Origin of the sequence: Rhodococcus sp. SGAir0479, assembly GCF_005484805.1 — a bacterium.
In the GTDB taxonomy this organism is placed as follows: Bacteria; Actinomycetota; Actinomycetes; order Mycobacteriales; family Mycobacteriaceae; genus Prescottella.
On record NZ_CP039432.1, the window covers coordinates 786113 to 811773 of the forward strand.

Here is a 25661-nt window from a genome sequence, read left to right on the forward strand (position 1 = left end):
AAACCCGACCACTCGTGATGTGAACCGGTCTCGGGGAGAACGAGTCGAATCGTCCAGTGTGTCAAGGGTTGTGCGGGAAGTGAAGGTCGCGACCGGATGGTTTAGGTGGACGGTTCCTCGGAGCGACCGTCGAGTCGATCACCGAACGCCAGGTCCACGGCGGCCTCGACGTGAAGCCGGGTCGTGGGGAAGACGGGCACCGGGCTGTCGCTCGCGGAGACGAGAAGTTCTATCTCGGTGCAGCCGAGAATGATGCCCTCGGCGCCGTCTACGACCAAGCGTTCGATCACGGCGCGGTAGGCGTCGCGGGAGGCGTCGGACACGATGCCGCGGACCAGCTCGTCGTAGATGACGGTGTGCACGGTCTGCCGATCCCATGCACCGGGCACGATGGTGTCGATGCCGTGGCCGGCAAGCCGTCCGCGATAGAAGTCCCGGTCCATCGTGAAGGCCGTCCCGAGCAGGCCCACCCGGGTGAGGCCGGCGGCCCGGATGCTGCGGGCGGTGGCGTCGGCGATGTGCAGCACCGGAACCGAGACCGCGTCCTCGATCGCGTCGATGACCACGTGCATCGTGTTGGTGCACAAGACGATCAGCTCCGCGCCCGCAGCCTCGACCGCGTGTGCCCTCGCCGCGAGTGCGACGCCGGCCTTCTCCCATTCCCCGGCCGCCTGCAGGGTCTCGATGTCGGCGAAGTCCACCGAGTCGAGGACGATCCGGGCCGAGTGCACGCCGCCGAGACGAGCGCGCACCAGCTCGTTCGTGAGCCGGTAGTACTCGACCGTCGACTCCCAGCTCATTCCGCCCAACATCCCGATTCGGCGCATCGGCGTCTCGTTCATGTGGTCCACCTTCTCATCGAGTCCACGGGGGACCGGCCCGAACCTCCCATCGCCCACCGCTACCCTTGTCGGCGGGCGTGCGCAGTGGTGGCGCAGACCGGCAGTAGGGATGGCGTCGATGGGCAGGCAGCGGGGCGGCCGCAGGAATGACGGCGGTCCGGAGCGATCCGACGGACCCGTCGCCGGGGTGTACGAGATCGACACCGGCACGTGCGAACTCGAGCCCGATCCGTTCGACCAGCAGAGCTGGATAGTCCGGATCAACGGCGAGCCCAGTTCGCACATCGACCTCACCGACCCGCGCGCGCTGGCATTCGACTACATGCGGTGGATCGCGGAACTGGTCCGCTCCCAGTGGGATCCGTCGTCGCGGTTGCGGTTCCTCCACCTCGGCGGCGGGGCGTGCACGCTCGCGCGGGCCTTCGCGGCCGAGTACCCGCAGGCGCGGCAGGTCGTCGTCGAGCTCGACGGACGCCTCGCGGTGCTGGTCCGGGACTGGTTCGATCTGCCCCGGGCGCCGCTGCTGCGGGTGCGGGTGGGGGAGGCGCGCGCGGTCACCGAAGCGCTCACCGAGGACAGTCGTGACATCGTCGTGCGGGATGTGTTCGCGGGCAACGAAACTCCACATCCGTTGACCACGCTGGAGTTCACCCGGCACGTGCGCCACGTGCTCGCACCCGGCGGGCTCTACGTCGTCAACTGCGGCGGGGCCGCGGATCTGCGCGGCGCGCGGGCCGAGGCCGCGACGATCGGTGCGGTGTTCGAACACACCGCGATCATCGCCGACCCGGCGATGCTCAAGGGCCGGCGCGACGGCAACGTCGTCATCGCCGGCAGCGACGCTCCCGTCGGGACGTCGTCGGCGCTCGCCAGTCGCCTGCTCGGCGGCGGCGCTCAGGCGCACGTGTGGCAGGACGCGCAGGTACGCCGATTCGCCGAGGCGGCGACGGTGCTGCGCGACGTCCCGGTCGTGCAGTAGCCGGCGACGACGCAGTGACAAGGATGCTTGACATTTAGTGTCAAGCATCCTTTACTTCTTGTCGTGTCCGACAAGCCGCGGCGGAACCGAGTCCGCGAACACCGAAAGGCGGCCGGGATCACCCAGGCCGAGTTGGCCCGGGCCGGTGGGGTGAGCCGACAGAGCATCGTGTCGGTGGAGGGCGGTGACTACGCGCCGAGCGTCTACCTGGCGTTGCGGCTCGCGGCGGCACTGGGAACGACGGTGGAGATGCTGTTCCCGCTGAACGAGGAGGGATGACCGTGAGCGCTTTCGTCACTGCCATGCGGGTGGTCGGTGATCTCGACGACGAGTTCTACCGGGACGAGCGGCAACGCGACGTGTGGAACGAGGCGGCCGCCGTCGGATTCCAGCTGTTCCTGTGGGCGGCCTTCCTCGCCGCAGCGGTGTTGCCGTGGGTGGCCGGGACCGTGGGAGCGTGGACGGCGCTGGGTGTTCTTGTGGTGGCGGTCGGGATTTCCGCCGCCACGTTGGGATTCGCCCGGCATCGGGACGTCGACCTGCACGCGACGGCCACGCTGAGCAAGCCGCGCCTTGCCCTGGCGCTCGTGCTCTACGCCGTGGGGGTGGTCGGCATCGTGGCACGACTGATGGTGCCGAACAGTGACAGTCCGGTCTCCACGTGGTGGGGAATCGCGGTGGGTGCGGCCGTCGGCGCCGCCGCCGCGGCATACGCAATCGCCGCCGCACGACGTCGGCGTGCGCGCTTCGAGGCGGAGGAGGACTAGTCCTCCCGAAGGGGCAGGCCGCGGGCGGCCCGCACCCCCGTCCAGGCCGCGCCCAGGGTGAAGCCCAGCAGGCCGGCGGCGCCCACTCCGACGAGCGCCGCCAGCAGTGTCTCCGGCATCGGAACCAGGATGCCGAGGCCAGTGGTACGCGCGGCGGGACGCTCAGGCGCCTGCCGGGAGGGTGGTGAAGTCCGCCGGGCGCCCCTCGGCGAAGGCGGCCAGGGCTTCCCGGTTCGCGGGGCCGCCCAGCATGTCGCGGAAGCAGGCGTTCTCCCGTTCCCGGGCGTCGGCGATTGCGGCGCGCAAAGGTTCGGTCATCGTCCGCTTGACCGCGATCAGACTCGAAATAGGCTTGGCTGCGAGCTTTTCCGCGTGGGCGCGGGCGACGTCGAGCAGATCGTCGGGTTCGCACACCCGCCACACCAGGCCCATCTGCCGGGCCTCGTCCGCGTCCATCCACTCCGAGCTCATCAGCAGCCAGGTGGCGTTCTGGCGGCCGATCAGTTGCGGCATCAGGAAGCTCGAGGCGGCCTCGGGTGCGACGCCCAGGTCGGTGAACGGGCACTTGAGTCGCGCGGTGCTGGACATGAACGTGAGGTCGGCGAAACCCAGGATGGTGGCGCCGGCGCCCAGCCCGATGCCGTTGACCGCGCAGATCAGCGGCTTGGGGAAGTCGGCGAGGGCGTCGATCATGCCGTTGAAGCCGTGCTTGCCGCGCTGGTAGTTCGGATCCGTTGTGAGGGCCTGCATCTCGCGTAGATCGGTGCCGGCGCTGAAGGCGCGGCCGTTGCCGGTGAGCAGTACGACGGCGACGCTCGGATCGTCGGCGGCGGCCAACAGTGCCTCGGTGGTGGCGTCGTAGAGCGCCTCGCTGAACGCGTTGAGGGCCTCCGGCCGGTCGAGGGTGAGGGTGCGGACGCGCGCGTGGTCGTCGACGAGGATGCTCATGCCAGCACAGTAGAAGGTAATTCCGTCCGGCGGAATGTCTTTCCGTCGGCGCGCCGTTCGCGGTTTGCCTGAAAACTGATATCACTTTAATATCTCATTCGAATGGGCGCGACGGCGTGGTGCACGCGGATGAGGAGGACATCGATGGCAGCGGGGACCGAACCAGCAGGTCGCAGCGTGGTGGAGGCGACCGGGGTGGTGGAGCGTCTGGGCTGGTCGGCCAACGGCTGGCCTGTCGCCGTCGGGGGACTATTGGCGGTGCTCGCCGGCGCCGGCATCATCGCGGCCGGACTGCTCGTGTGGTCCGACACGAACATTCCGCTCGTGGTGTGTGGAGCGGTGGTGGTGGTCGCGGCGTTGGTGGCGCTGGGCGGACTGGTTCTCGTCGAACCCGGGCAGGCGCGGGTACTGCAGTTGCTGCAGGGCTCCTACCAGGGCACGCTGCGTCAGGACGGGCTGCGGTGGGTCAACCCGCTCGACACTCGGCGCGCGATCTCCACGCGAATCCGCAACCACGACACGGGCAAGGCGAAGGTCAACGATGCCGACGGCAATCCCATCGAGATCTCGGCCGTGATCGTGTGGCAGGTGGAGGACACCGCGCGCGCGATGTTCGACGTCGACGACTTCGAGGAGTTCGTCGCCGTGCAGACCGAGGCCGCGGTTCGGCACATCGCCGGTAGCTACCCGTACGACGGCAACGGTTCCGCGATCTCGTTGCGGCAGAACGCGGACGAGATCACTTCACGGCTGTCCGAGGAGGTGGGGGAGCGGGTTCGATCGGCGGGTGTGCGGGTGATCGAGTCCCGCATCAATCAGCTGGCGTACGCCCCGGAGATCGCGCAGGCGATGCTGCGACGCCAGCAGGCCGGGGCGGTGATCGCGGCGCGGGAACAGATCGTGCACGGTGCGGTCGGCATGGTCGCCGCGGCGCTGGACCGGCTCGAACGCGAGCACACCGTCGAACTCGACGAGGAGCGCAAGGCCGCGATGGTCTCCAACCTCTTGGTCGTGCTCTGCGGTGACCAGGGCGCCCAACCGGTCGTCAACACCGGAACCCTCTACCAGTAGGCTGCCCCGTCATGGTCGAACGCAAGAAGGTGCTGTTGCGCCTCGACCCCGCGGTGCACGACGCGCTCGCGCGATGGGCCGCCGACGAGCTGCGCAGCACCAATGCCCAGATCGAGTTCCTGCTGCGGCGGGCGCTCGACGAGGCGGGGCGGGCGCCGTCGAACGCGGAGAAGATGCGTCGGCCCGGACGGCCGCGCAAGGACGAGGAATGACAGTGGGGCCCGGCGGCCGGTGCCGCCGGGCCCCACTGGACTCCGTTCAGGTGCGGGCGAACCGCGCCGGTTCGGTGCCGGGCACCTCCGCCACCCGTCCGCGCGCGACGAGATGACGTAGGTGCGCGGCGGCCTCCGACAGCGCCATGCCCTTGGCCATCGGGTGGAACTTGTCCCAGGGCCGGTACCACTTCATCCGCTCGGCCACCTGCCACACGGTGATCTCGTCGTCGGCGAACGCCTCGTACAGGTGGTCGAGGCGTTCCTCGTGGTGGTCGATCAGTTCGCCGGCCCGGCCCGCGACGTCGGTGATGGGCAGCCCGTGGGCGCCCAGCCCGCGGGTGACGTCCATCTTCTGCACCCGTCGCAGCGACTCCATGAAGTCGGCGAGCGCGTCCCGCTCCTCGAGCGGGTACACGAAGTTGCCGACGTGCGGCGTGGTCTTCTGCAACACGTGGTCGCCGGTGAACATCACGTCGGCGTCCTCGAGGTAGAAGCACACGTGGCCCGGCGTGTGGCCGGGGGTGTACACCGCGCGCAGGTTTCGGCCGGCGAGCGCGATCAGTTCGTCGTCGAGCAGGATCCGGTCGGGCGTGGACTCCGGACCGACCGGCGGCTCGCGGTCCGCGGCCTGCCGGAACGCCTCACGGTCGGCGTGCGGGGCGCCGGCGCGCTCGAGATTGGACAGCTGGAAGTCCATCCACTCCTGGTCGCGCCTGGAGGACATCTTCGCGAACAGGTCGTGATCGGCCTCGTGCATCGCGATCCAAGCGCCGGAGGCCTCGCGGACGCGGCCGCACAGCCCCGTGTGGTCGGGGTGAAAGTGCGTGAGCACCACGCCTTCCACCTCGGAGACGGAATGTCCGACCGACTCGAGTCCGGCCGTCAGACCTTCCCAGCCCTCGTCGCCGTCCCAGCCCGCGTCGACCAGGACCAGCCCGCCCGGCGACTCCATCGCGTAGACCAGCGTGCTGCCCAGTGGATTGTGGGACATGGGAACCGAGATCTGGAAGATGCCATCACCGATGGCCGAAGCATCACTCATTCGCGCAACCTCGTTGGCTAGTTGAAACCCGTTCTATCGATGCCCTCATAGTTACCCCGTGCCCCGCGGATGCAGTGCGACGGGTCCCACTCGACGGAACCGGGGGGCTAAGCGACGAGGTCGGCGTACTCCGGGTGCGAGTCGACGTACTTCGCGACGTACGAGCACGACGGCACGATCTTGAAACCCTGCTCGCGCGAGGTGTCCAGCGCCGCCTTCACCACCTGACCGGCCAGGCCCTGGCCGCGGAAGTCCGGATCGGTGACGGTGTGCCCGAAATCGCGGACCCCGTTCGACTCCACGTAATCGGCGTACCCGGCGAGGGCGTCGTCGACGTAGATCTCGAAACGGTTCTGATCGGCGTTGTGTTCGATCCTGTTCGCCACGGCCGGCTCCTTTCGTTGTGCTTACGATCGCACGTTACTCGGGTACAGCACGCGAATCGGGGTTGCGTATTCCCGCCTGCCCGGCTTCGCGGAACCCCGCCCCGGCCCCGCCTGCCGGTGGGATACTGAGAGCCCGGCGTCGAGGCCTCGACTCGCCGGTGGCGAAGTCGTGTGATGGGCGACAGGAGTCGAACCATGAACAACTTCTGGAACGTGGCGGGGGCCGTCCTCGCTTGCTTCGTGTTCGGCGCCTATCTGGTGGTGCTGTTCGCGGTTTTCGCCGATCTGTTCCGCGACCATCGGGCCTCCGGCTGGGCCAAGGCCCTGTGGATCGTCTTCCTACTCGTCGTACCGGTGGCGTCCACGCTGATCTACGTAATCATCAAGGGCGACGCCATGGCGCGGCGCTCCCATGCCGCGTACGAGCACCTCGAGCACGACTTCGACCGAATTCGACACGAGGAGCAGGACTTCGCGGCTCGCAGTGCCCGCGGATCACGAGCGCACCAGATCGATCAGGCCAAACAGTTGCTCGCGGCCGGACTCATCACCGAAGCCGAGTTCGAGCAGCGCAAGCAACACGCGCTGAGGTGAGCCGTGGGCGCGATGGCGCCCGCTCCCGGCTGGTCCGGCCGTCCACCTCAGCGACGCGCCGCCGGCCGGTTCTGCTGCGGATCCCACGTGGCGACCGCCCAGATCACCACTGCGTCGAGCGCGATGATCGGGATCGCCCAGGTGGGGTAGTGCGGCAGCCACAAGAAGTTGACCACGATCGAGACCGCGCAGATCACCATGGCGCAGAGCCGCGCCCAGGCCCGGCCCGTGAAGAGTGCCGCGCCGACGACGGTGACCACGACGCCGAGTACCAGATGCAGCCAGCCCCACGCGGTGTCGGTCAGGCGGAAGAGGTAACCGACCTCGATGGTGACGATCCGATCCTCCGTCACCGCCGACAGGCCCTGCAAGAACTCGAGCACGCCGGCGGTGATCAGCAGGACGGCGCCGCCGAGCGCCGTTCCCTTGGCGACCGCCTGTTCGATGACCGTCTCGTCCACAACCGTCTCGTCCGACATGGTGGTGCCCCTTCCCGAGTTCCACCGCCCGCGGTGGCACCATTCTGCACCCAGCGGGCGGCCCGCCGGGCGGGCTTGGGCCCCCGGGTCGCGGATTTGAGTGATCACCACCGCGGGACCTACCGCGGGACGTAACGCCGCGGGACGGACCGGTGCCGGGACGCCGGCGTCACCACTGCGGCCGGGCGCCCCCGTCGTCGTCGACCGAGGTATCGGACGGGTCGCTCTCGTCGTCGGGAAGTCCGTCGGCGAACCGCGCCGCGCCGAACCGCGCCGCGAACTGTGTGTCGACGAGCGGTACGAACGCGCTGAGCTGGTCGAGCGCGTCGGCGAGATGGCGCGGCACGAACGGATTTCCGGAGATGTCGATCGACGCGTTGAGGCGGTCGTCGTCGAGCGTGAACCGGATGCCGGGCCAGCGCCGGGTGAGGTCGCACAGATTCTCGGCGGCGCGAGTGCGGCCGATGATGCCGTGCAGTAGCGGCACCCACACCCGCACGAGGGGCCGTTCGGGGTGCGCGATCACGAACACCGGCTGATCGTCGTCGAGCCGCAGCACGACGTCACCGTCCTCGTCGATCTCCGGTTGGAACCCGAGCGTCTGTTCGACGGTGCGGGCCACCAGGTCCCGTAGCTCCGCGGGATCGCGTGCCAGCACGGAGGCGGTGTCGTCGAGTGTCGGCGACGGGTGTGCCGGTTGAGTATCGGCCGAATCACCGCCCAGCAGGTAGGTGCCCTCGAGCGTGCCCACGATCTCCGGGCGCAGGAAGCTGGGATGCGGGACGCTCCACGTCTCGCGCAGCGTGGTGACCGCGATCGCCGCGATCTGGTCGGCCCACCGTTGTTCGCGGTCGATGAAGAACGCCGGTGACCCGTCGTCGGGCTCGTCGTCGGGCAGCCGGGTGGGAGGCACCCAGCCGAGCTCGACCAGCCGGGTCTCGTCGGCGGAACCGAGGCGGTACTGCGGCGCGAGGTAGGCGTTGGACGACACCTCGGCGCGCACGTACTCGTCGTCCCAGAGCAGGAACTGGATCCACGGCGTGAAGCCGTCCACGGTGGTCTCGTCGATCCAGTCCAGGATCAGGATGTCGTCGGTCCGCATGGCGGCGAGGTGGTCGGCGAGCTTGCGCTGGAACGAGATCCACGCTCGATCCACGGCCGCGTCGAAGTCGGTGCTGTCGAAACTCGTGTCGTCGAACATGATGCCCCCTGTCTGTCGGGCCGGTGCGGCACGTGCGAGTAACTGGGTGGTACCCCGTTCGTGTCCGGTTCAACCTAGCTCGGGGGGCCGACAACTTTCGGGCGCCGGGCCGCGGCGCGAGTGGTCAGTCGGTGAGCACGCGTGCGGCGCCCGGGGCGAGGTCGCCGTCGCCGCGCCGACGGAACAGCTCGGCCGGCCGGCCGGACCCCACGCTCGCCGTCCGGCCCGTCGGCGTGATCGCATCGATCACCAGTCGCCGGAACGAGTCCTTCGGGAGGGCGCGGTCGAAGACCGTCTCGTACAGACGGCGCAGTTCGAGAACCGTGAACGTCTCCTGCAGGAGTCCGGACGGGTCGACGCGGCGGGTGTAGCGCTCGCGCAGATCGTCGACCGCGTGCGCCACCATGGCCGCGTGGTCGAACGCGAGGGGTTCGGCGACCGTCCGGCCGTCGACGCGGACGAGCTGGGTGTCGGCGGGGAGATCCTCGGAGGGCAGGGCGGCGCCGTGGGCCATCGACAGCACCCAACCGCGGTCGTCCCGGTCGGGGGCGTCGAACATCGCCAGTTGATGGAAGCCGGTACCGGTCAGGCCGGCCTTGGTGCGCAGCGCGCGTTCGGCGGCGTCGGCGAGGCGCTCACCCGGGCGGAGGAAAGTGCCGGGCAGCGCCCACCCGCCGTCGGGGCGACCGACCACCACGACGTGCAGCCTCCCGGTGCGGACGGTGAGGACCGCGACGTCCACCGCCACCGAGGGGCGGGGGTAGTCGGTGAGCGATTTGCCCGCGCGGTCGCGCCACGAGGTTCCTGCTGACTGTCGAGCCACCCTTGCAGGTTAGCGCAATGGTGATCTAATGTTTAGCGCAACTTCGATCCAATGGGGGTGTCATGGACTTGTCCGAGGTTCGATCCGATCGGGTGGCGGGTGTGCTGCTCGCGACCGCCGCCGGTGACGCCCTCGGCGCCGGCTACGAATTCACCACGCCGCGCCCGGAGACGGTGATCGACATGATCGGCGGTGGGCTCGGCGGATTCGCGCCGGGGGAGTGGACCGACGACACGGCGATGGCCGTCGCGATCGCCGAGGTTGCCGCGACCGGCGTGGACCTCGCGTCCGGTGCGGGGCTTGATGCTGTTGCGGCACAGTTTATCCGGTGGTACGACTCCGATCCGCCCGACATCGGGAATCAGACGTCCGCGGTGCTCGCTGCCCGGCCGGCTACGGCCGCCGCCATGCTCCGGGCCGCGCGTGCCGTCCCGGGGCGGCGGGGCGGCAACGGCTCGCTCATGCGTACGGCTCCGATTGCGCTCGCCTACCTCGACGACGCCCCGGGGTGCCTGCGGGCGGCCCGGGCGGTGGGACTGCTCACCCATCACGACGAGCGCGCTGTCGAGGCATGCGAGATGTGGACGTACGCGGTCCGGCATGCCGTGCTGTACGGCACTTTCGACGGCGTCGGGGAGTACCTGGCGACAGCGTCCGCGGGCACGCGTTCCTACTGGTCGCCGCTGCTCGAGGTGGCCCGACGGGGTACTCCCGCCGACTTCCCGAACAACGGATGGGTCGTCGACGCGCTGCTGACCGCGTGGTGGGCGATCGCCACCACGGAGGTGTCCGGTCCCGATCACCTGCCACGCGCTCTCGAGCGGGCGGTGCGGGCCGGCCGCGACACCGACACCACCGCGGCGATCGCCGGCGGACTGCTCGGTGCCCGGTGGGGTGCCTCCGCGGTCCCGGCCCGCTGGAGCCGCATGCTGCACGGTTGGCCCGGCTACCGCGCCGACGACCTGGTGCGGCTGGCCGAGGCGATAGCGTCGGTCGAGGCGCGCCCGGGGTCGGGAACCGACGCCACCACATCGAAGGAGCGCGCATGACCGTCATCGACATCGTGCAGGGCGACATCACCGCGCAGCGGGTCGACGCCGTCGTCAACGCCGCCAATTCGTCATTGCTCGGCGGTGGTGGCGTGGACGGCGCGATCCACCGGCGCGGTGGCCCGGCGATCCTGGAGGCGTGCCGCGCGCTGCGGGCGACGACGCTGCCGCACGGGCTCCCGGAGGGCGCGGCCGTCGCGACGACCGCGGGGAACCTGCCCGCCCAGTGGGTGATCCACACCGTCGGGCCGCGGTTCTCGCCCGGTGACGATCGCAGCGAGCTGCTGCGCTCGTGCTACCGGCGCAGCCTCGCGGTCGCCGACGAGCTCGGCGCCGCGACTGTCGCGTTCCCGCTCATCTCGGCGGGCGCCTTCGGGTGGCCGCGGGTGGACGCGGTGGAACAGGCGGTCGGAGCCGTCCGCGCCACGACGACGGCCGTCGCAGTCGTGACCTTCGTGGCGTTCGATGCGGCCGTGGCCGATCTGCTGCGGGAGGCGGCGGGGTAGCGCTGCAGCCGCGACTCCCGGAGTAGTCGGGCGCTGCCGCGGGATCGGCGCTAGCGTGGGCGCTACAGCCCGACGGCGGGAGGTCCGAATGAGGATTGCCCTGTTCGCGACGTGTATCGGGGACACGCTCTTCCCCGACGCGTCCAAGTCGACCGCGCTGCTGCTCACGCGGCTGGGACACGACGTCGTGTTCCCGCCCGGGCAGACGTGCTGCGGGCAGATGCACGTGAACACCGGCTATCAGCCAGATGCGCTCCCGCTGGTGGAGAACTACGCCGAGAATTTCGGCGACGGCTCGATCGACGCGATCGTGGCGCCGTCCGGCTCCTGCGTGGGCTCAGTGCGGCACCAGCACGAGATCGTTGCCCGGCGGTACGGGACCACGGCGCTGTGCGGCCGAGTCGAGACCGTCAAGGCCAAGACGTACGAGCTGTCCGAGTTGCTGGTGGACGTGCTGGGCGTGACGGATGTCGGGGCGTACTTCCCGCACCGCGTGACGTATCACCCGACGTGCCACTCGCTGCGGATGCTGCGGGTGGGCGAAAAGCCGCTGCGGCTGTTGCGGGCGGTGCGCGAGATCGATCTGGCGGAGCTGCCGGCGGCCGACTCGTGCTGCGGCTTCGGCGGCACGTTCGCGATCAAGAACGCCGAGACGTCGACGGCCATGTTGGCCGACAAGATCCGCAACGTCGGCGACACCGGCGCCGAGTTCTGTTGTGCCGGTGACTCGTCGTGCCTGATGCACATCGGTGGCGGCATGACGCGCCTGCGGATGGCCACCCGGACCATCCACCTGGCGGAGATCCTGGCCTCCGTCGAGTCGAAGGTGGCGAGCGGGGTGACGGTATGACGGCCGTCGGGCTGGGGCTGCCCGGCTTTCCGCCCCGAGCGCCGGACGGTGTCGGCTTCCTGCGCGGTACCGAGTCGTTTCCGGAAGCGGCGCACCACGAACTGGCCAACCCGCAGCTGCGCAGGAACATCGCCAAGGCCACGCACACCATTCGGGAGAAACGGCTGCGGGTCACCGGGGAACTCCCGGACTGGCAGGCTCTGCGCGACACCGGTTCCGCGGTCAAGGTCGACACCCTCAACCGGTTGCCGGAGCTGCTCGAGCAGTTCGAGGCCGCCGTCGTTGCCCGCGGCGGGGTGGTGCACTGGGCGGCGGACGCGATCGAGGCCGACGCGATCGTCACCGAGCTGGTGGAGGCGACCGGCTCGCGCGAGGTCATCAAGGTCAAGTCGATGGCCACGCAGGAGATCGGTCTCAACGAACATCTCGAGTCCGTCGGCATCCGCGCGTACGAGACCGATCTGGCCGAGCTGATCGTCCAGCTCGGGCACGACAAGCCGTCGCACATCCTGGTGCCGGCCATCCACCGCAACCGGTCGGAGATTCGGGAGATCTTCCTGAACGAGATGGACGGGGTGGATCCCAACCTGGACGACGACCCACAGCACCTGGCCGCGGCATCACGAAAGTTTCTGCGGCACAAGTTCATGACGGTGCCGGTCGCGGTCTCGGGCGCCAACTTCGGCATCGCCGAGACCGGCACGCTGGGCGTGGTCGAGTCCGAGGGCAACGGCCGCATGTGCCTGACGCTGCCGCAGACGCTGATCACCGTGATGGGCATCGAGAAGATCATCCCGCGCTTCGCCGATCTCGAAGTGTTCCTGCAACTGCTGCCGCGTTCGTCCACGGGCGAGCGGATGAACCCCTACACCTCGATGTGGACCGGCGTGACGCCCGGCGACGGCCCCCAGAACTTCCACGTGGTGCTGCTCGACAACGGCCGCACCGCCGCCCTCGCCGACGCCATCGGCCGGCAGGCACTCAAGTGCATCCGCTGTTCGGCGTGTCTGAACGTGTGCCCGGTCTACGAGCAGACCGGCGGCCACGCCTACGGGTCGACGTATCCGGGTCCCATCGGGGCGGTGCTCACCCCGCAGCTGACCGGCATGACCGGCAAGGACGACCCCAACGCGAGCCTGCCGTTCGCGTCCAGCCTGTGCGGTGCGTGCTTCGACGCCTGCCCGGTCGAGATCGACATCCCGTCGCTGCTGATCGAGCTGCGGCACCAGAAGGTGGAGCACACCGGGTTCGGGCCGGAGGCCGCCGCGATGAGGGCGGCATCCATCGCGATGTCGTCGGCGACGCGATTTGCGTTGGCGCAGAAGGCGGCCGGGCTCGGACGACTGGTGGCGGGGAAGAAGGGCACCATCTCGACGCTGCCGCCGCCGCTGAGCGGGTGGACCGACGCCCGCGACATCCCGGCACCGCCCCGGCAGACGTTCCGGCAATGGTGGAAATCGGCAGAGGGGCGGGCCGCCATCGCGGAAGCGCGGGCGGAGGCGAGCTCGTGAGTTCGCGGACTGTGATCCTCGGTCGGATCCGGGAGGCCCTGGTCGACGCCCCGCCGACCCCGGTGACCGTGCCACGCGAGTATCGCGTGGACAGGACGTTGCCCGACGCAGAGCGGATCGACCTGTTGATCGACCGGCTCGAGGACTACGACGCCCGCGTGTACCGGTGCGACACGGCCCATCTTCCGGCCATGCTGGCACGGGTGCTCACCGACGCCGGTGCCCGCCGCGTCGGAGTGCCCACCGGACTGGACGAATCGTGGCTGGCGGACTTCGGCGGGGAGGTCGTCGTGGACGGGACGGACATCCCGGCGCCGGATCTGGAGGACCTCGACGCGGTGGTGACCGGCTCCGCGGTGACGTGTGCGGAGACCGGCACGATCTTCCTGGACGCGGGACCCGACCAGGGGCGGCGGGCCCTCACACTGGTGCCCGACGTGCACGTCTGCGTCGTCACCGTCGACAGCGTCGAGGTCGGGGTGCCCGAGGCACTCGCCCGGCTGGTGCCCGAGCGGCCCACCACCCTCGTCAGCGGGCCGTCCGCGACGGTCGACATCGAACTCGAACGGGTACAGGGCGTGCACGGACCGCGGCACCTGCACGTGGTGCTCGTCGATCAGGCGCCGCCGCGCACGCCCTCGTAGTACCCGGTGATGTGGTCCACGATCCGCTGCCGGGCCAGCGCCGGCTCGCCGCGGACGACCGCGTCCACCACGCCGCGGTGCTCGTGACGCAGGCGCGAGCAGGTGGTGGGCCATGCCATCGAATCGACCCCGGCGACCACGTACGACTCGATCGACGCGCGCAGTCCGGCCATCATCGCGGCGATCACCTGGTTGCCGGCCGCGTCTGCCATCGCCACGTGGAACTGGGCGTCGAGAACGAGGAACTCGTCGGCGGTGAGCGCCGGATCGTCCATCGAGTCGAGTAGTTCGACGGCCGCCGCCAGGTCGGGGGAGCGCCGCTGCGCGAGCGTGCCCATCACCTCGGATTCGAGGACCAGGCGGGTCTGGACCACGTCGGAGACCGGGAAGCCGTGCGCGGCGACCTGCATGCGCATCAGCATCGTCATGCCGCCGGTCGGACGGGAGACGATCATCGCGCCGGCATTCGGGCCCGACCCGGTCTGCGCCTTGAGCAGGCCCAGGGCCTCCATCACCCGCAAGGCCTCCCGCACGGACGAGCGCCCGACGCCGAGGTCTGCGGCGAGGGTGCGTTCGCCGGGCAGGCGCTGACCGGGCAGCAGTTCGCCGGAGACCATCATCGCCTCGACCCGGCTGAGTACGTGTTCCCACGCCCGCGGGTGCGGTGCGGCCGGCAGGGCGGTGGTCGGCGACTCGGACGTCATGACACGTGAGCCTAGGCCGTGCACCGGCGGGTGGGGCGCGACGTTCCGCTACCCGGGCCTCCGGCATCCGCCGCTCGTGACCGACCCGACCACCGACCCGTCGGTCGACTGTCAACAATGTTGACAACCTTTTGTCAACGCTGTTGACTGGGGGTTGTCGCCGTCGTCGACCCGTCGCACGACAGGGCTGTTGCGCGTCCGGCCGCCCCGCCCGCGCCTGCCGCCTCACGGCCGTTCGGCGTCGGCGCTGCAACCGTCTCCCACCAGAAAGGACGCAGCAATGAATCGTCTGTCCGGCAAGAAGGTCGTCATCACCGGAGCCGCCAGTGGAATCGGGCGTGCCGCTGCGACACTCATGGTCGCCGAGGGGGCGCAGGTCCTCATCGCCGACCTCGATCAGGACGCCGCCGAGAAGGCTGCCGCCGACATCGACGGGTCCGGATCCGGCGGTCGGGCGATCGGCATGGCGGTCGACGTGATGAACGAGGAGGCCGTGGCGGCGATGATCGACCGCGCGGTCACGGAGTTCGGCGGCATCGACGTGCTGCTCAACCACGTGGGTGGCAGCAACCCGCGTAAGGATCTCGACCTGCTGCGGCTCGACCTCGACGAATGGGATCGCACGCTCGCGCTCAATGCCCGCAGCACCGTCGTGGCCTCCCAGCTGGCACTGCCGCACATGATCGCGGCGGGCGGCGGTTCGATCATCAACACCGTCTCCGTCGGCGGACTGACCGGCGACACCCTCCAGTGCGCGTACGGCGCCGCGAAGGCGGCCGTCATCCGGCTCACCCAGTACATCGCCACGCAGTACGGCAAGCAGGGGATCCGCTGCAACGCCGTCGCCCCGGGCGCGATCATGACGCCGGCCCTCCGGGACAACGTTCCGGCCGACGTCATCGCCGACATCCGCCGGCACAACGCCCTCGACATGATCGGTGATCCCGAGGACATCGGTTGGGCGATGGTCTACCTCGCGTCGGACGAATCCCGCTACATGAGCGGTCAGACGCTGGTGCTCGACGGCGGCCTCACCGCGCAGAGCCCCATCGCCGCGAGCCGTCGGGTGTTGCTCGACCGGTGACCGCGCCGTCCCGGCCCGGTCACCGGCAAGGTCACGGCAGCATCCAGCTCAGCACCGGGGTGGACTGCAGGTAGACGATCGTGCACAGGACCACCAGCATCGCCAAGCTGTAGCCGACGACCTTGCGCAGCAGGATCGGCTCGCTGCCCGGCTGCCCGACGGCCGTCGCCGCGATCGTCAGATTCTGCGGACTGACCAGCTTGCCGACCACGCCGCCCGAGGTGTTGGCCGCGACCAGCAGCGTCGGATCGATGCCGGCGCCCTGGCCGGCGGTCTGCTGCAGCTTGGCGAACAGCGCGTTCGCTGAGGTGTCCGAGCCGGTGACCGCGGTGCCGAGCCAGCCGAGGACGGGGGAGAAGAACGCGAAGATCGCGCCGGTCCCGGCGAGCCACGTGCCGATGGACACCGTCTGCCCCGACTGGTTCATCACGTAGCTCAGCCCCAGCACCGTCGCGACGGTCGCGATCGCCAACCGCATCTTCACCAGCGTGGCCCAGAACGTGGACACCGCGGCCCCCGAGGACATCGGGAACCGTCCGCCACTGGTGAAGAGCGTGTAGACGACGGTGACCACGACGCCGCAGATCAGCAGCAAGGTACCGGGATTCGACAGCCAGGAGAACGTGTAGACCGCGCTCGACGCCGGGTCGCCGCTGCCGGTGAGCAGGTTCCCGAACAGGCCGGGCCACTCGACCTTCCGGTCGGTGCGGGCCAGCCAGTCGGGGATGTCGACACCGACGGTCCACAGCTTCGCGATCCCGAACACGACGACCACGAGCAGGTACGGGAACAGCGACAGGAACACGCGCGAGGGGCCGAGGCGCTCGGGTTCCACCTGGGACCGCTGGTCGTCCGGGGTTCGCGGCGCCCAGAAGCGCAGCATGATCACCGCGGCGGCCAGGCCGGCCAGTGCCGCGACGACGTCGGTGAGTTCGTAGGAGAAGTGCGCCGAGCACCAGAACTGGGCCACCGCGAACACCACGCCGGTGACGAGTGCGATGGGCCAGGCCTGCTTCATGCCGCGGCGCCCGTCGACCAGGAAGAGCAGCAGCAGCGGCACGAACAGCGCCAGGACCGGCGTCTGGCGGCCGATCACCGCGGCGATCTCGGTCGGCGGAATGTCGGTGAGGTTGCCGGCGGTGGTGATCGGAATGGCCATGGCGCCGAACGCAACCGGGGCGGTGTTGGCCACCAGCACGGTGACCGCGGCCCGGACGGGCGGCATGCCGATCGCGAGCAGCATCGCGCCGGTGATGGCGACCGGCGCCCCGAACCCGGCCAGTGCCTCGAGCATGCCGCCGAAGCAGAACGCGATCAGCATCGCCTGGATGCGCATGTCGCCGCGGCCGATCGAGCTGAACACCCGGCGCAGATCCTCGAAGCGGCCGCTGACCACGGTGAGCTCGTAGAACCAGATCGCGGTCACCACGATCCACATCACCGGGAACAGCCCGAAGGCGATGCCCTGGAGCGCCGACAGGCCGGCCAAGGACGCCGGCATGTCGAACCCGACCACCGCGATCACTGCGGCCACCGCCAGCGCGCCGAGGCCGGCGTACCAGGCCTTGAGCTTGCAGCCCGCGAGCAGCACGAAGAACGTGACGAGCGGGGCCAACGCCACCAGTGCCGAGGCGGTGAGGCTGCCGCCGACGGCGTCGGTCGTCGGGGTGAAGGTCACCGCGAGAATCTCGGATTCCACATGAAACTCCTGGGTCGTGCGGGGGGCGGCGCATCGGGAAGTGAGCCGGAAAAGCCCGATCTGTGGTCAGACCACAGGGACCGTACACCATGACCCCGATCACAATCGAGACTCGCCCCGGCCGTGGGCGGCACGCCGGGGGCGGGTTTGCGCCGCCGCGCTGACCATGGCTTACTGTGGTCTGACCACATCGTCGATCGATCTCGGAGATCCGCATGCGTATTGCGATGTTCGCCACGTGCCTGGGCGACACGATGTTCCCGGACGCGCCCAGGGCCACCGCGCTCCTGCTCACGCGCCTCGGGCACGAAGTGGTGTTCCCGCCCGGGCAGACGTGCTGCGGGCAGATGCACGTGAACACCGGGTACCAGCCGGACGCGCTGCCGCTGGTGGAGAACTACGCCGAGAATTTCGGCGACGGCTCCATCGACGCGATCGTGGCGCCGTCCGGGTCGTGCGTCGGGTCGGTGCGGCACCAGCACGAGATCGTCGCGGACCGCTACGGCACACCGGCGCTGTGCGGCCGAGTCGAGACCGTCAAGGCCAAGACGTACGAGCTGTCCGAGTTGCTGGTCGACGTCCTCGGCGTCACCGACGTGGGCGCCAACTTCCCGCACCGGGTCACCTACCACCCGACGTGTCACTCGCTGCGGATGCTCGGTGTCGGCGACAAGCCGCTCCAGTTGCTGCGCGCGGTCCGCGACATCGACCTGGTGGAGCTGCCGGCGGCCGACGCGTGCTGCGGCTTCGGCGGCACCTTCGCGATCAAGAACGCCGAGACGTCGACGGCCATGCTGGCCGACAAGATCCGCAACGTCGCCGATACCGGAGCCGAGTTCTGTTGTGCCAGTGACTCGTCGTGCCTGATGCACATCGGCGGCGGCATGTCCCGGCTGCAGATGGGTACGCGCACGATCCACCTGGCCGAGATCCTGGCGGCCACCGAGAGCATGGAGGTGACGGCATGAGCGGGGTCTCGCTCGGGCTGCCTGCCGTTCCGCCGCGTGCCCCCGAGGGCGTCGGCTTCCTGCGCGGAACGGAGAAGTTCCCGGCGGCTGCGCGCCACGAACTGGCCAACGCCCAGTTGCGCCGCAACATCGGCAAGGCCACACACACCATCCGCGCCAAGCGACTGCACGTGACGGGCGAACTGCCCGACTGGGAGGACCTGCGCGACGCCGGCGCGGCGATCAAGACCGACGTCATGAGCCGGCTGCCGGAGTTGCTCGAGCAGCTCGAGGCCGCCGTCGTCGCCCGCGGCGGCACCGTGCACTGGGCCGCGGATGCCAACGAGGCCAACGCGATCGTCACCGACCTCGTACGGGCCACCGGTTCCGACGAGGTCATCAAGGTCAAGTCGATGGCCACGCAGGAGATCGAGCTCAACGAACACCTCGAGGCCAACGGCATCCACGCCTACGAGACAGACCTGGCCGAGCTCATCGTCCAGCTCGGCCACGACAAGCCCTCGCACATCCTTGTGCCCGCGATCCACCGCAACCGGTCGGAGATCCGCGAGATCTTCCTGCGGGAGATGGCCGACGTCGATCCGGACCTCGACGACAATCCCAAGCACCTCGCCGCCGCGGCACGGAAGTTTCTGCGGCACAAGTTCATGACGGTGCCGGTGGCGATCTCGGGCGCCAACTTCGGGGTCGCCGAGACCGGCACGCTCGGGGTCGTCGAGTCCGAGGGCAACGGCCGCATGTGCCTGACGATGCCGCAGACACTGATCACCGTCATGGGCATCGAGAAGGTGATCCCCACGTACCGGGATCTCGAGGTGTTCCTGCAGCTGCTGCCGCGCTCGTCGACGGGGGAGCGGATGAATCCGTACACCTCCATGTGGACCGGCGTGACGCCGGGCGACGGCCCGCAGGACTTCCATCTGGTGCTGCTCGACAACGGCCGCACCGCCGCACTCGCCGACGGTGTGGGAAGGCAGGCGCTCAACTGCATCCGCTGTTCGGCGTGCCTGAACGTGTGCCCGGTCTACGAGCGCACCGGCGGCCACGCCTACGGGTCGACGTATCCGGGGCCGATCGGCGCCGTCCTCACGCCGCAGCTCGCGGGCATGGACGGCAAGGACGATCCGAACTCGACGCTGCCGTTCGCGTCGAGCCTGTGCGGCGCCTGCTACGACGCGTGCCCGGTGAAGATCGACATCCCGTCGCTGCTGGTGGAGTTGCGGCATCAGAAGGTGCAGAAGTCCGGCTTCGGTGCGGAAGCGGCCGCGATGAAGGCGGCGTCGGTGGCGATGTCGTCGGCGAAGCTATTCACGCTGGCGCAGAAGGCCGCCGGGCTCGGCCGGGTGGTCGCCGGCAAGAAGGGCAAGATCTCGAAGTTGCCACCCCCGCTCAGCGGGTGGACCGACGCCCGCGACATCCCGGCCCCGCCCGCGCAGACGTTCCGGCAGTGGTGGGACTCGACCGAGGGGCGTGCCGCGATCGCGGCGGCCCGGAAGGACGGTGACCGATGAGCTCGCGAGACGTCGTCATGGGGCGGATCCGGGATGCGTTGACGCTGGCGCCGCCCACGGCGACCGAGGTTCCCCGGAACTATCGGACCGGGCGCACCATGCCCGACGCCGAGCGGGTGGAGCTCCTGGTCGACCGCCTGGTGGACTACAAGGCCGTCGTGCATCGGAGCACGGAGGCGCAGCTGCCCGAGGTGCTCGCACGCGCGTTGCGGGACGTCGGCGCCCGGCGCATCGGAGTGCCTGCAGGACTGAACGATTCGTGGTTGTCGGAGTTCGACGGTGAGACCGTGGTCGATTCGCCGACGGTGCCCGCGCCCGAGTTGGGAAACCTGGACGGCGTGGTGACCGCGTCCGCCGTCTCGTGCGCCGAGACCGGCACCATCTTCCTCGATGGCAGACCGGACCAGGGCCGCCGCGCGCTCACCCTGGTTCCCGACCTGCACGTGTGTGTCGTGACCGTCGACAGCATCGAGGTGGGCGTGCCCGAGGCCATGGCTCGGCTGGTGCCGGAGCGGCCCACGACGCTCATCAGTGGACCGTCGGCGACCTCGGACATCGAACTCGAACGCGTCGAGGGCGTGCACGGGCCCCGCAACCTGCACGTGGTGATCGTCGGCTGATCTGCGCCACTGCGGCGGACCGTGCGACGGCCTGATACCGTCCCGGCCAGGGGAAGAAACTCTGGGGGGATGTTTCGATGAAGGTTGATCCGGCGGCATTGAGGGCGTTCGCGGAGCTCTCGGCGTCGACGAGTGACGCGCTGGCCGCGGTCGATGTGAGTTCGCCTTTCGTGGATTCGCAGGGTGCAGTAGTGGGGACCGAGTTCTCGAAGCTCGGCCCGGATGGGTACGCGGCCGTTGCGGAGGTTCTGCAGAACATCTGTCTGCGGCTCACCGCAATGGCGCAGATCGCACGGGGGTCGGCCGAGAACTACGACGTCACCGACACCGACTTCGGAAGCCTGCTCGACACGATGGACGCCCCGTCATGAGTCCGACGGTGTCGCAGGTACTTGCCTGGAACCCGAATGCTTTGATATCCACCGCTGAAGGCGTGGACGGTCTCGTCGCTCGGTTGGACGAGCGGATGGGCGATCTTGCTGCCGGCCAGAACACCCTCGTCGAGACGTGGGACGGCATTGCCGCCGATTCGGCGACGGCCAGAATCGAACGAGAACGTTCGACCGCGGGACGTGTGACCGCTGCATTGGGTGGGGTGGCGCAGGCGTATCGCGAGGGCGCAGCCTCCATCGCGTCCGTTCGTGAACATCTGACCTCACTGGTGCACAGCGTCCGATCTCGAGGATTCCAGATCGCCGATGACGGAACGGTCGATGCCAGTGGTCTCGTCGGCTGGCTGGTTCTTGCACCCCCCGCTGCACGCGATGTTGCGCGGCTGGAGCTCGAGCGGGAGGCGGCGGAGCTGACCATCGCAGTGGTCGATGCGCTGCGACAAGCCGGTTCTGCGGCAACGCAGGTGATTGGTCGTGTGCGTGATTCGTTCGCGGCGGTGACCTCCGCGGGGCAGGCGGCCCTACCCGGCCGGTTCGAAACCTCGGGCACCGGTGCGTTCAGTTGGAAGCCCGATGTGCCCGCAACAGTGGCCGCATCGACGGTGGGGATGATGGTGGACGCGACGCGGGGAGGACTTGTCAGTGCAGCGGAAGCCTCGGGTGACGACGTGGCGCGGTTGATAGGTCGGGGGATGGGCCCGTTCGGTGTGGTCCTGGGTGCCGTTCCCGCCATTGCGAACGATATCGACGGGGGCATGGATACGACGAAGGCTGTCACGACGGAGGTTGCCGGAGCGGGCTTCGGGCTTTTCGCCGGCGGCTTGGCGGCGTCTATGGCGAGTGGTGCGGTGGCCGGTTCCGCCGCGGGCTCAGCAGTTCCGGGACTCGGCACGGCTGTCGGACTGGTGGTGGGTGCGCTCGCGGGTGGTGTGGCCGCCTACGGCGGATCGAAGGGTTTACAGCGGGCATGGGGTTGACAGACGGGATGAAGGCGATGGAGTTTGCGAAGCGGGTGCCGGCGTGGCCTCAGCGGCTGCGATGGTTTCCGCTGGCGGGTGCTGTCGTGACCGGGGGAATGACGCTCGTGATGCCGGTGGCTGTTGTCAGGAGCCTGGCTGGCAACGAACTCGCGACCATCTTCGCCGGGGTTGCCATGACGCTGCTGGCCGCCTTTGCCACGGTAGGACTTGCGGGTGTTGCGGGGGTTCGTCATCTGAGGCTTTCGAAGCGGATCGTCGTCTGCCAGGACGACGTCGGTGCCGGGATCGCCATTCCGAGCCGGCATCATCTTGCTCCGCTCCTGGTGGCACTCGGAGCGACGGCGGTGGTCGGACTCGTTGTCGCAGCAGGGTGGTTCCTCGGAGTCGATGCGGGCCCGCTCGCAGCGGAGGACCGCGGACAGGCCCATCTGCTCACCGGGGGCGGCATCGCGTTGTCGGTATTGTTCGTTGCCTTCCTCGGATTCCATTCAGTGAAAGAAGTGCGGTTGTACCCGGGCGGTGTCCGCCGGATGGTCACTCTCCGTCGGCTGTGGTCGACGCGGACGGTCGAAACGTTCGTCTCGTGGGACGACGTCGTCGAGTTCGAGGCTGATGAGCAGGTGGTGCGCGGAGCCCTCGAGGGTCGCAATCCCATCATCTGGTTGGTGAGCGGGCCTGCGCTTCCGGAATCGAGCCGACTGCAGTTCGATAAACCCGACCGGATGAGGCTCGACGCCCATCTGCTTGTCGCGGAGCCGAACACGCTGCTCACAGTGCTGTCGGTACTCCGGGAATCGGCGCCGCTGCGTCGGTCGCTCGCGGATCCCGGCGCCACGGCGCTCCTGACCCCTCCACCCCTGCGATCTCGCTTGTGGCCGCAGCAGTCTCGGCCGCTTGCACCGGAACGCGCCGAGCCGCAGTGACTCTCGGTGACCATGCCGGTGGTCGGGGCGGACGTGGGGCCCTGCAGGACTTTCTGGACGGAAAAGGACTTCGGTGTTCTCCGTGCAGTGCCGGAGACCCCGGCGTTCCCGCCGTCACGGTCCCGGTACTTCCAGGCTGGACGCGCCTGGCATCGGAGTCCTTCCCCGGTGCTTGGCTGGTGCTGACGGCACCCGATGCGCAATCAAACGTCTTCACGGCCAACGCCGTGGTCCTGCACGGTGAGCTCTCCGAACGGGCCGGGGTCGACGATCTGCTGGACGCGGCGCGGAGGTCGTCGACGCTGCTGCCGGAGTGGCGAGAGGACGAGGTGTCCTTCGCGGATTTTCACGGGCAGCGGTCGCTGTTCGTAAGTGGTGTGTCCACCGTGGGCGACTCCACATTCGCGGTCACCAGTCGTTTCGTCGTTGTAGAGCGGTCTCGGCGCCAATACCTGACGCAGCTGACTGTGACGACGTTCGCGGAAAGGTCGGAAGCGCTTGCCACCGATGTCATGGTGATCAATTCCGCTCTCGACATCCAGGTATGACGCGCATCGAGCGGCGACGTCTCGCATGGGCGGCCCGCTCGCAGGACGTCTCTGGCTCGAGAGCTGCATCATCATGGGGAGAGTTGTGATGTTCGAGGCCAGGGGTGGATAAGACATGGCCGATGATGTGGGTCGCGCGCTCGAGAACGTCAGCGCGTTGTCATCGACCGGTAGAACGTGGGAATCGGCGTTCGAGTGGGAGCCCCACAGCGTGGTGGCCGCGCTGATCGTGGAGCCGGAGCCGTTTCCGGACGATCCAAACGGGACGATCGTGCTGGGTGGCGCGTAGCGCGGCGCAGGTGTTTCGCGACGTGCAGGACGCTCACTTCTGTGGGAACCGCTGCTGCGTCGTCGACTCGGTGGGCGTCGGGACGGTGCGAATGCTCGTGCTGCGCCCCAACGCAGCCACCTGCCTGTCCATCTCCGACAGCTGCGGTGCCGAGCGCAGCATCGCGCGCTCGGCCAGCCGTGAGCCGAAGACCGGCTCGAGCCAGGCTGCCGCGGCGAGCCAGCGGGGCACGTACACACGGCGCTTGCGGGACGCCATGGCGGCGACGAACGCCGCCGCGCAGTCCTCGACCGGCAGTACTTTCCCGAGGGGGCCGGGCATCTTCTCGAGCATCTCGGCGAAGGTCGTCAGATCGGCCCGGGCGTCTCTGACCATCGGGGTGTCGATCCACAACATGTGCGCCGACCCGATTCCGACACCGAGTGGGGCGAGTTCCAGCCGAACGGTGGTGGCGAAGTGCTCCAGGCCCGCCTTGCTGGCGTTGTACGCGGCCATGCCGGTTGTTGCCACGAAAGCGGCCCCGGACGAGACGATCAGGATGTAGCCGCGGCGATCGAGCACCGACGGGAGGGCCGCGCGCACGGTATTGAAGGCGCCGACCAGGTTGACGTCGACGACCCGGGCGAACGTGGCCGGGTCGATCTGCGCCACCGAACCGTAACCGCCCATACCGGCGTTCGCGAGGACCAGATCGATACCGCCGAACCGCGCCGAGCCCGCGGCCACGGCCCGTTCCATCGCCGCCAGGTCGCCGACGTCCGCCTCCGCCGGAACCGCGACGTCGGGGCCGAGCTCGGCGGCGAGATCGCGAACGGCCGCGCCGTCACGGTCCACCAGAATCAGTCGGACCCGCTCTCGGGCGAGTGCTCGTGCGGTCGCGGCTCCGATGCCGCGGCCGGCTCCGGTGACGAGAGCGACCTTGCCACCCAGACTGGAGGGGGCGTCCATGCCCCGAACCTACTGCGACGCTCGGGCGCGGGAAAGGCAGGCGCGGGCGAGTTGGGCCGACCGCACAGGCGACGGTGTGTCCACCCGAGGTGACCCCGGCCAGGAGGACCGCCGGTCGGCTGCCGATTGGTCGCGACCACAGCGGTGCGATCCGGAGCGGGGCTCAGGTCACCAGCCGCGCTCGGCGAGGCGGTGCGGCTGGGGGATCTCGTCGACGTTGATGCCGACCATAGCCTCGCCCAGGCCGCGGGAGACCTTGGCCAGGACGTCCGGATCGTCGTGGAAGGTGGTGGCCTTGACGATCGCGGCGGCCCGCTCGGCCGGGTTGCCGGACTTGAAGATACCCGAGCCGACGAACACACCCTCGGCGCCGAGCTGCATCATCATCGCCGCGTCGGCCGGGGTGGCGATACCACCGGCGGTGAACAGGGTGACCGGCAGCTTGCCGGCCTTCGCGACCTCGACGACCAGATCGTACGGCGCCTGCAGCTCCTTCGCCGCGACGTACAGCTCGTCCTCCGGCAGGGAGGTCAGGCGGCGGATCTCCTGACGGATCCGGCGCATGTGGGTGGTGGCGTTGGAGACGTCTCCGGTGCCGGCCTCACCCTTGGAGCGGATCATCGCCGCACCCTCGTTGATCCGGCGCAGGGCCTCACCGAGGTTGGTGGCACCACACACGAACGGGACCGTGAACGCGAACTTGTCGATGTGGTTCTCGTAGTCCGCGGGGGTCAGGACCTCGGACTCGTCGACGTAGTCGACACCCAACGACTGCAGGATCTGGGCCTCGACGAAGTGGCCGATGCGGGCCTTGGCCATGACCGGGATCGAGACCGCGGAGATGATGCCGTCGATCATGTCCGGATCCGACATGCGCGAGACGCCGCCCTGGGCGCGGATGTCGGCGGGCACCCGCTCGAGCGCCATGACCGCGACGGCACCGGCATCCTCGGCGATCTTGGCCTGCTCGGCGGTGACCACGTCCATGATGACGCCGCCCTTGAGCATCTCGGCCATGCCCCGCTTCACGCGCGCCGTGCCGGTAGTGGGGGTGGTGTCGGGGGTGCTCACAGCAATCGCTTCCTTCG

Annotated in this window: 32 protein-coding genes; 20 read left to right on the forward strand and 12 right to left on the reverse strand. The window is 69.2% G+C overall.

The features are described 5' to 3' along the window. Nucleotides 1-101 precede the first annotated feature (101 nt). Nucleotides 102-842 carry an aspartate/glutamate racemase family protein gene (locus E7742_RS03740; protein WP_254699153.1) on the reverse strand — a complete coding sequence of 247 codons (741 nt, stop codon included), beginning with the start codon at nucleotides 840-842 and terminating at the stop codon, nucleotides 102-104. A gap of 118 nt (nucleotides 843-960) precedes the next feature. Here E7742_RS03740 and E7742_RS03745 point away from each other — a divergent pair, with 118 nt between their 5' ends. The 3 genes from E7742_RS03745 (at nucleotide 961) to E7742_RS03755 (ending at nucleotide 2588) form a co-directional block, all read left to right on the forward strand. Further along, complete coding sequence (locus tag E7742_RS03745) at nucleotides 961-1821, forward strand: spermidine synthase (RefSeq protein ID WP_175420395.1); 861 nt, start codon at nucleotides 961-963, stop codon at nucleotides 1819-1821. 63 nt (nucleotides 1822-1884) lie between these two features. After that, nucleotides 1885-2100 (forward strand): helix-turn-helix transcriptional regulator, encoded by a 216-nt coding sequence (locus tag E7742_RS03750; RefSeq protein WP_137797712.1) that lies wholly within the window; start codon nucleotides 1885-1887, stop codon nucleotides 2098-2100. Nucleotides 2101-2102: 2 nt separating this feature from the next. Beyond that, a complete protein-coding gene (locus E7742_RS03755) occupies nucleotides 2103-2588 on the forward strand; it encodes a DUF2029 domain-containing protein (protein ID WP_137797713.1) in 486 nt (161 codons plus the stop codon). Here E7742_RS03755 and E7742_RS23590 read toward each other — a convergent pair. Together E7742_RS23590 and E7742_RS03760 are read right to left on the reverse strand one after the other, a co-directional pair. After that, nucleotides 2585-2707, reverse strand: a complete 123-nt coding sequence (locus E7742_RS23590; protein WP_302660618.1) for a hypothetical protein — start codon at nucleotides 2705-2707, stop codon at nucleotides 2585-2587. The two genes, E7742_RS03755 and E7742_RS23590, sit on opposite strands and share 4 nt — an antisense overlap. Nucleotides 2708-2750: 43 nt before the next feature. Next, on the reverse strand, nucleotides 2751-3536 hold the full coding sequence (locus E7742_RS03760; protein ID WP_137797714.1) for an enoyl-CoA hydratase/isomerase family protein: 786 nt from the start codon (nucleotides 3534-3536) through the stop codon (nucleotides 2751-2753). 144 nt (nucleotides 3537-3680) lie between these two features. Between E7742_RS03760 and E7742_RS03765 the strand changes: the two genes are divergently transcribed. Both E7742_RS03765 and E7742_RS03770 read left to right on the forward strand, forming a co-directional pair. Further along, on the forward strand, nucleotides 3681-4607 hold the full coding sequence (locus E7742_RS03765; protein WP_137797715.1) for an SPFH domain-containing protein: 927 nt from the start codon (nucleotides 3681-3683) through the stop codon (nucleotides 4605-4607). Nucleotides 4608-4618: 11 nt separating this feature from the next. After that, nucleotides 4619-4819 carry a hypothetical protein gene (locus tag E7742_RS03770; RefSeq protein ID WP_137797716.1) on the forward strand — a complete coding sequence of 67 codons (201 nt, stop codon included), beginning with the start codon at nucleotides 4619-4621 and terminating at the stop codon, nucleotides 4817-4819. A gap of 46 nt (nucleotides 4820-4865) precedes the next feature. Here E7742_RS03770 and E7742_RS03775 read toward each other — a convergent pair whose 3' ends face one another. Next, nucleotides 4866-5864: an MBL fold metallo-hydrolase gene (locus E7742_RS03775; RefSeq protein WP_137797717.1), complete on the reverse strand. Its 999-nt coding sequence runs from the start codon at nucleotides 5862-5864 to the stop codon at nucleotides 4866-4868. Nucleotides 5865-5971: 107 nt separating this feature from the next. After that, on the reverse strand, nucleotides 5972-6250 hold the full coding sequence (locus tag E7742_RS03780; RefSeq protein WP_137797718.1) for a GNAT family N-acetyltransferase: 279 nt from the start codon (nucleotides 6248-6250) through the stop codon (nucleotides 5972-5974). 195 nt (nucleotides 6251-6445) lie between these two features. Between E7742_RS03780 and E7742_RS03785 the strand changes: the two genes are divergently transcribed. Next, on the forward strand, nucleotides 6446-6844 hold the full coding sequence (locus E7742_RS03785) for an SHOCT domain-containing protein (protein WP_137797719.1): 399 nt from the start codon (nucleotides 6446-6448) through the stop codon (nucleotides 6842-6844). Nucleotides 6845-6891: 47 nt separating this feature from the next. On the opposite strand, the gene E7742_RS03790 is transcribed toward E7742_RS03785, so the two are convergent. The 3 genes from E7742_RS03790 to E7742_RS03800 form a co-directional block, all read right to left on the reverse strand. After that, the gene (locus tag E7742_RS03790; protein WP_137797720.1) at nucleotides 6892-7323 is read right to left on the reverse strand and encodes a DUF7144 family membrane protein; all 432 of its coding nucleotides are present in this window, start codon (nucleotides 7321-7323) and stop codon (nucleotides 6892-6894) included. A gap of 169 nt (nucleotides 7324-7492) precedes the next feature. Next, nucleotides 7493-8524, reverse strand: a complete 1032-nt coding sequence (locus tag E7742_RS03795) for a T3SS (YopN, CesT) and YbjN peptide-binding chaperone 1 (RefSeq protein WP_137797721.1) — start codon at nucleotides 8522-8524, stop codon at nucleotides 7493-7495. Between the two features lie 124 nt (nucleotides 8525-8648). Continuing rightward, nucleotides 8649-9347 carry an NUDIX hydrolase gene (locus E7742_RS03800; protein WP_137797722.1) on the reverse strand — a complete coding sequence of 233 codons (699 nt, stop codon included), beginning with the start codon at nucleotides 9345-9347 and terminating at the stop codon, nucleotides 8649-8651. A 62-nt stretch (nucleotides 9348-9409) separates the two neighbouring features. Between E7742_RS03800 and E7742_RS03805 the strand changes: the two genes are divergently transcribed. The 5 genes from E7742_RS03805 to E7742_RS03825 all read left to right on the forward strand — a co-directional run bounded on the left by E7742_RS03805 (nucleotide 9410) and on the right by E7742_RS03825 (nucleotide 13907). Then, on the forward strand, nucleotides 9410-10396 hold the full coding sequence (locus E7742_RS03805) for an ADP-ribosylglycohydrolase family protein (RefSeq protein WP_137797723.1): 987 nt from the start codon (nucleotides 9410-9412) through the stop codon (nucleotides 10394-10396). Next, nucleotides 10393-10902: an O-acetyl-ADP-ribose deacetylase gene (locus E7742_RS03810; RefSeq protein ID WP_137797724.1), complete on the forward strand. Its 510-nt coding sequence runs from the start codon at nucleotides 10393-10395 to the stop codon at nucleotides 10900-10902. Before E7742_RS03805 ends, E7742_RS03810 begins: the two co-directional genes overlap by 4 nt. 88 nt (nucleotides 10903-10990) lie before the next feature. Then, the gene (locus tag E7742_RS03815) at nucleotides 10991-11752 is read left to right on the forward strand and encodes a (Fe-S)-binding protein (protein ID WP_137797725.1); all 762 of its coding nucleotides are present in this window, start codon (nucleotides 10991-10993) and stop codon (nucleotides 11750-11752) included. After that, nucleotides 11749-13263, forward strand: a complete 1515-nt coding sequence (locus tag E7742_RS03820) for a lactate utilization protein B (RefSeq protein ID WP_137797726.1) — start codon at nucleotides 11749-11751, stop codon at nucleotides 13261-13263. The genes E7742_RS03815 and E7742_RS03820 overlap by 4 nt, the downstream gene beginning before the upstream one ends. Then, on the forward strand, nucleotides 13260-13907 hold the full coding sequence (locus tag E7742_RS03825; RefSeq protein WP_137797727.1) for a LutC/YkgG family protein: 648 nt from the start codon (nucleotides 13260-13262) through the stop codon (nucleotides 13905-13907). The genes E7742_RS03820 and E7742_RS03825 overlap by 4 nt, the downstream gene beginning before the upstream one ends. Here E7742_RS03825 and E7742_RS03830 read toward each other — a convergent pair. After that, nucleotides 13880-14611, reverse strand: a complete 732-nt coding sequence (locus E7742_RS03830; protein ID WP_137797728.1) for a FadR/GntR family transcriptional regulator — start codon at nucleotides 14609-14611, stop codon at nucleotides 13880-13882. The two genes, E7742_RS03825 and E7742_RS03830, sit on opposite strands and share 28 nt — an antisense overlap. 280 nt (nucleotides 14612-14891) lie before the next feature. Here E7742_RS03830 and E7742_RS03835 point away from each other — a divergent pair, with 280 nt between their 5' ends. Beyond that, entirely contained in the window at nucleotides 14892-15695 is an 804-nt protein-coding gene (locus tag E7742_RS03835; protein WP_137797729.1) for an SDR family NAD(P)-dependent oxidoreductase, read from the forward strand. 31 nt (nucleotides 15696-15726) lie between these two features. Here the strand turns inward: E7742_RS03835 and E7742_RS03840 are convergent, their stop codons facing one another. Then, the gene (locus E7742_RS03840; RefSeq protein ID WP_137797730.1) at nucleotides 15727-17394 is read right to left on the reverse strand and encodes an L-lactate permease; all 1668 of its coding nucleotides are present in this window, start codon (nucleotides 17392-17394) and stop codon (nucleotides 15727-15729) included. Nucleotides 17395-17609: 215 nt separating this feature from the next. On the opposite strand from E7742_RS03840, the gene E7742_RS03845 reads away from it, so the two are divergent. The 8 genes from E7742_RS03845 (at nucleotide 17610) to E7742_RS23125 (ending at nucleotide 23625) form a co-directional block, all read left to right on the forward strand. Next, complete coding sequence (locus E7742_RS03845) at nucleotides 17610-18362, forward strand: (Fe-S)-binding protein (protein WP_137797731.1); 753 nt, start codon at nucleotides 17610-17612, stop codon at nucleotides 18360-18362. Next, entirely contained in the window at nucleotides 18359-19873 is a 1515-nt protein-coding gene (locus E7742_RS03850) for a LutB/LldF family L-lactate oxidation iron-sulfur protein (protein ID WP_137797732.1), read from the forward strand. The genes E7742_RS03845 and E7742_RS03850 overlap by 4 nt, the downstream gene beginning before the upstream one ends. Continuing rightward, on the forward strand, nucleotides 19870-20493 hold the full coding sequence (locus E7742_RS03855; protein WP_137797733.1) for a LutC/YkgG family protein: 624 nt from the start codon (nucleotides 19870-19872) through the stop codon (nucleotides 20491-20493). The genes E7742_RS03850 and E7742_RS03855 overlap by 4 nt, the downstream gene beginning before the upstream one ends. A gap of 77 nt (nucleotides 20494-20570) precedes the next feature. After that, the gene (locus tag E7742_RS03860) at nucleotides 20571-20864 is read left to right on the forward strand and encodes a hypothetical protein (RefSeq protein WP_137797734.1); all 294 of its coding nucleotides are present in this window, start codon (nucleotides 20571-20573) and stop codon (nucleotides 20862-20864) included. After that, nucleotides 20861-21862: a WXG100 family type VII secretion target gene (locus E7742_RS03865; RefSeq protein WP_137797735.1), complete on the forward strand. Its 1002-nt coding sequence runs from the start codon at nucleotides 20861-20863 to the stop codon at nucleotides 21860-21862. Before E7742_RS03860 ends, E7742_RS03865 begins: the two co-directional genes overlap by 4 nt. Next, nucleotides 21853-22788, forward strand: coding sequence for a hypothetical protein (locus E7742_RS23120; RefSeq protein WP_175420396.1), 936 nt, complete (start codon nucleotides 21853-21855; stop codon nucleotides 22786-22788). The genes E7742_RS03865 and E7742_RS23120 overlap by 10 nt, the downstream gene beginning before the upstream one ends. After that, nucleotides 22785-23336 (forward strand): LpqN/LpqT family lipoprotein, encoded by a 552-nt coding sequence (locus E7742_RS03870; RefSeq protein WP_254699260.1) that lies wholly within the window; start codon nucleotides 22785-22787, stop codon nucleotides 23334-23336. Before E7742_RS23120 ends, E7742_RS03870 begins: the two co-directional genes overlap by 4 nt. A gap of 115 nt (nucleotides 23337-23451) precedes the next feature. Continuing rightward, a complete protein-coding gene (locus E7742_RS23125; protein ID WP_175420398.1) occupies nucleotides 23452-23625 on the forward strand; it encodes a hypothetical protein in 174 nt (57 codons plus the stop codon). Between the two features lie 33 nt (nucleotides 23626-23658). Here E7742_RS23125 and E7742_RS03875 read toward each other — a convergent pair whose 3' ends face one another. Both E7742_RS03875 and pdxS read right to left on the reverse strand, forming a co-directional pair. Then, nucleotides 23659-24573, reverse strand: a complete 915-nt coding sequence (locus E7742_RS03875; RefSeq protein WP_137797737.1) for an SDR family oxidoreductase — start codon at nucleotides 24571-24573, stop codon at nucleotides 23659-23661. A gap of 168 nt (nucleotides 24574-24741) precedes the next feature. Then, complete coding sequence (gene pdxS / locus E7742_RS03880; protein ID WP_137797738.1) at nucleotides 24742-25644, reverse strand: pyridoxal 5'-phosphate synthase lyase subunit PdxS; 903 nt, start codon at nucleotides 25642-25644, stop codon at nucleotides 24742-24744. Nucleotides 25645-25661: the final 17 nt, after the last annotated feature.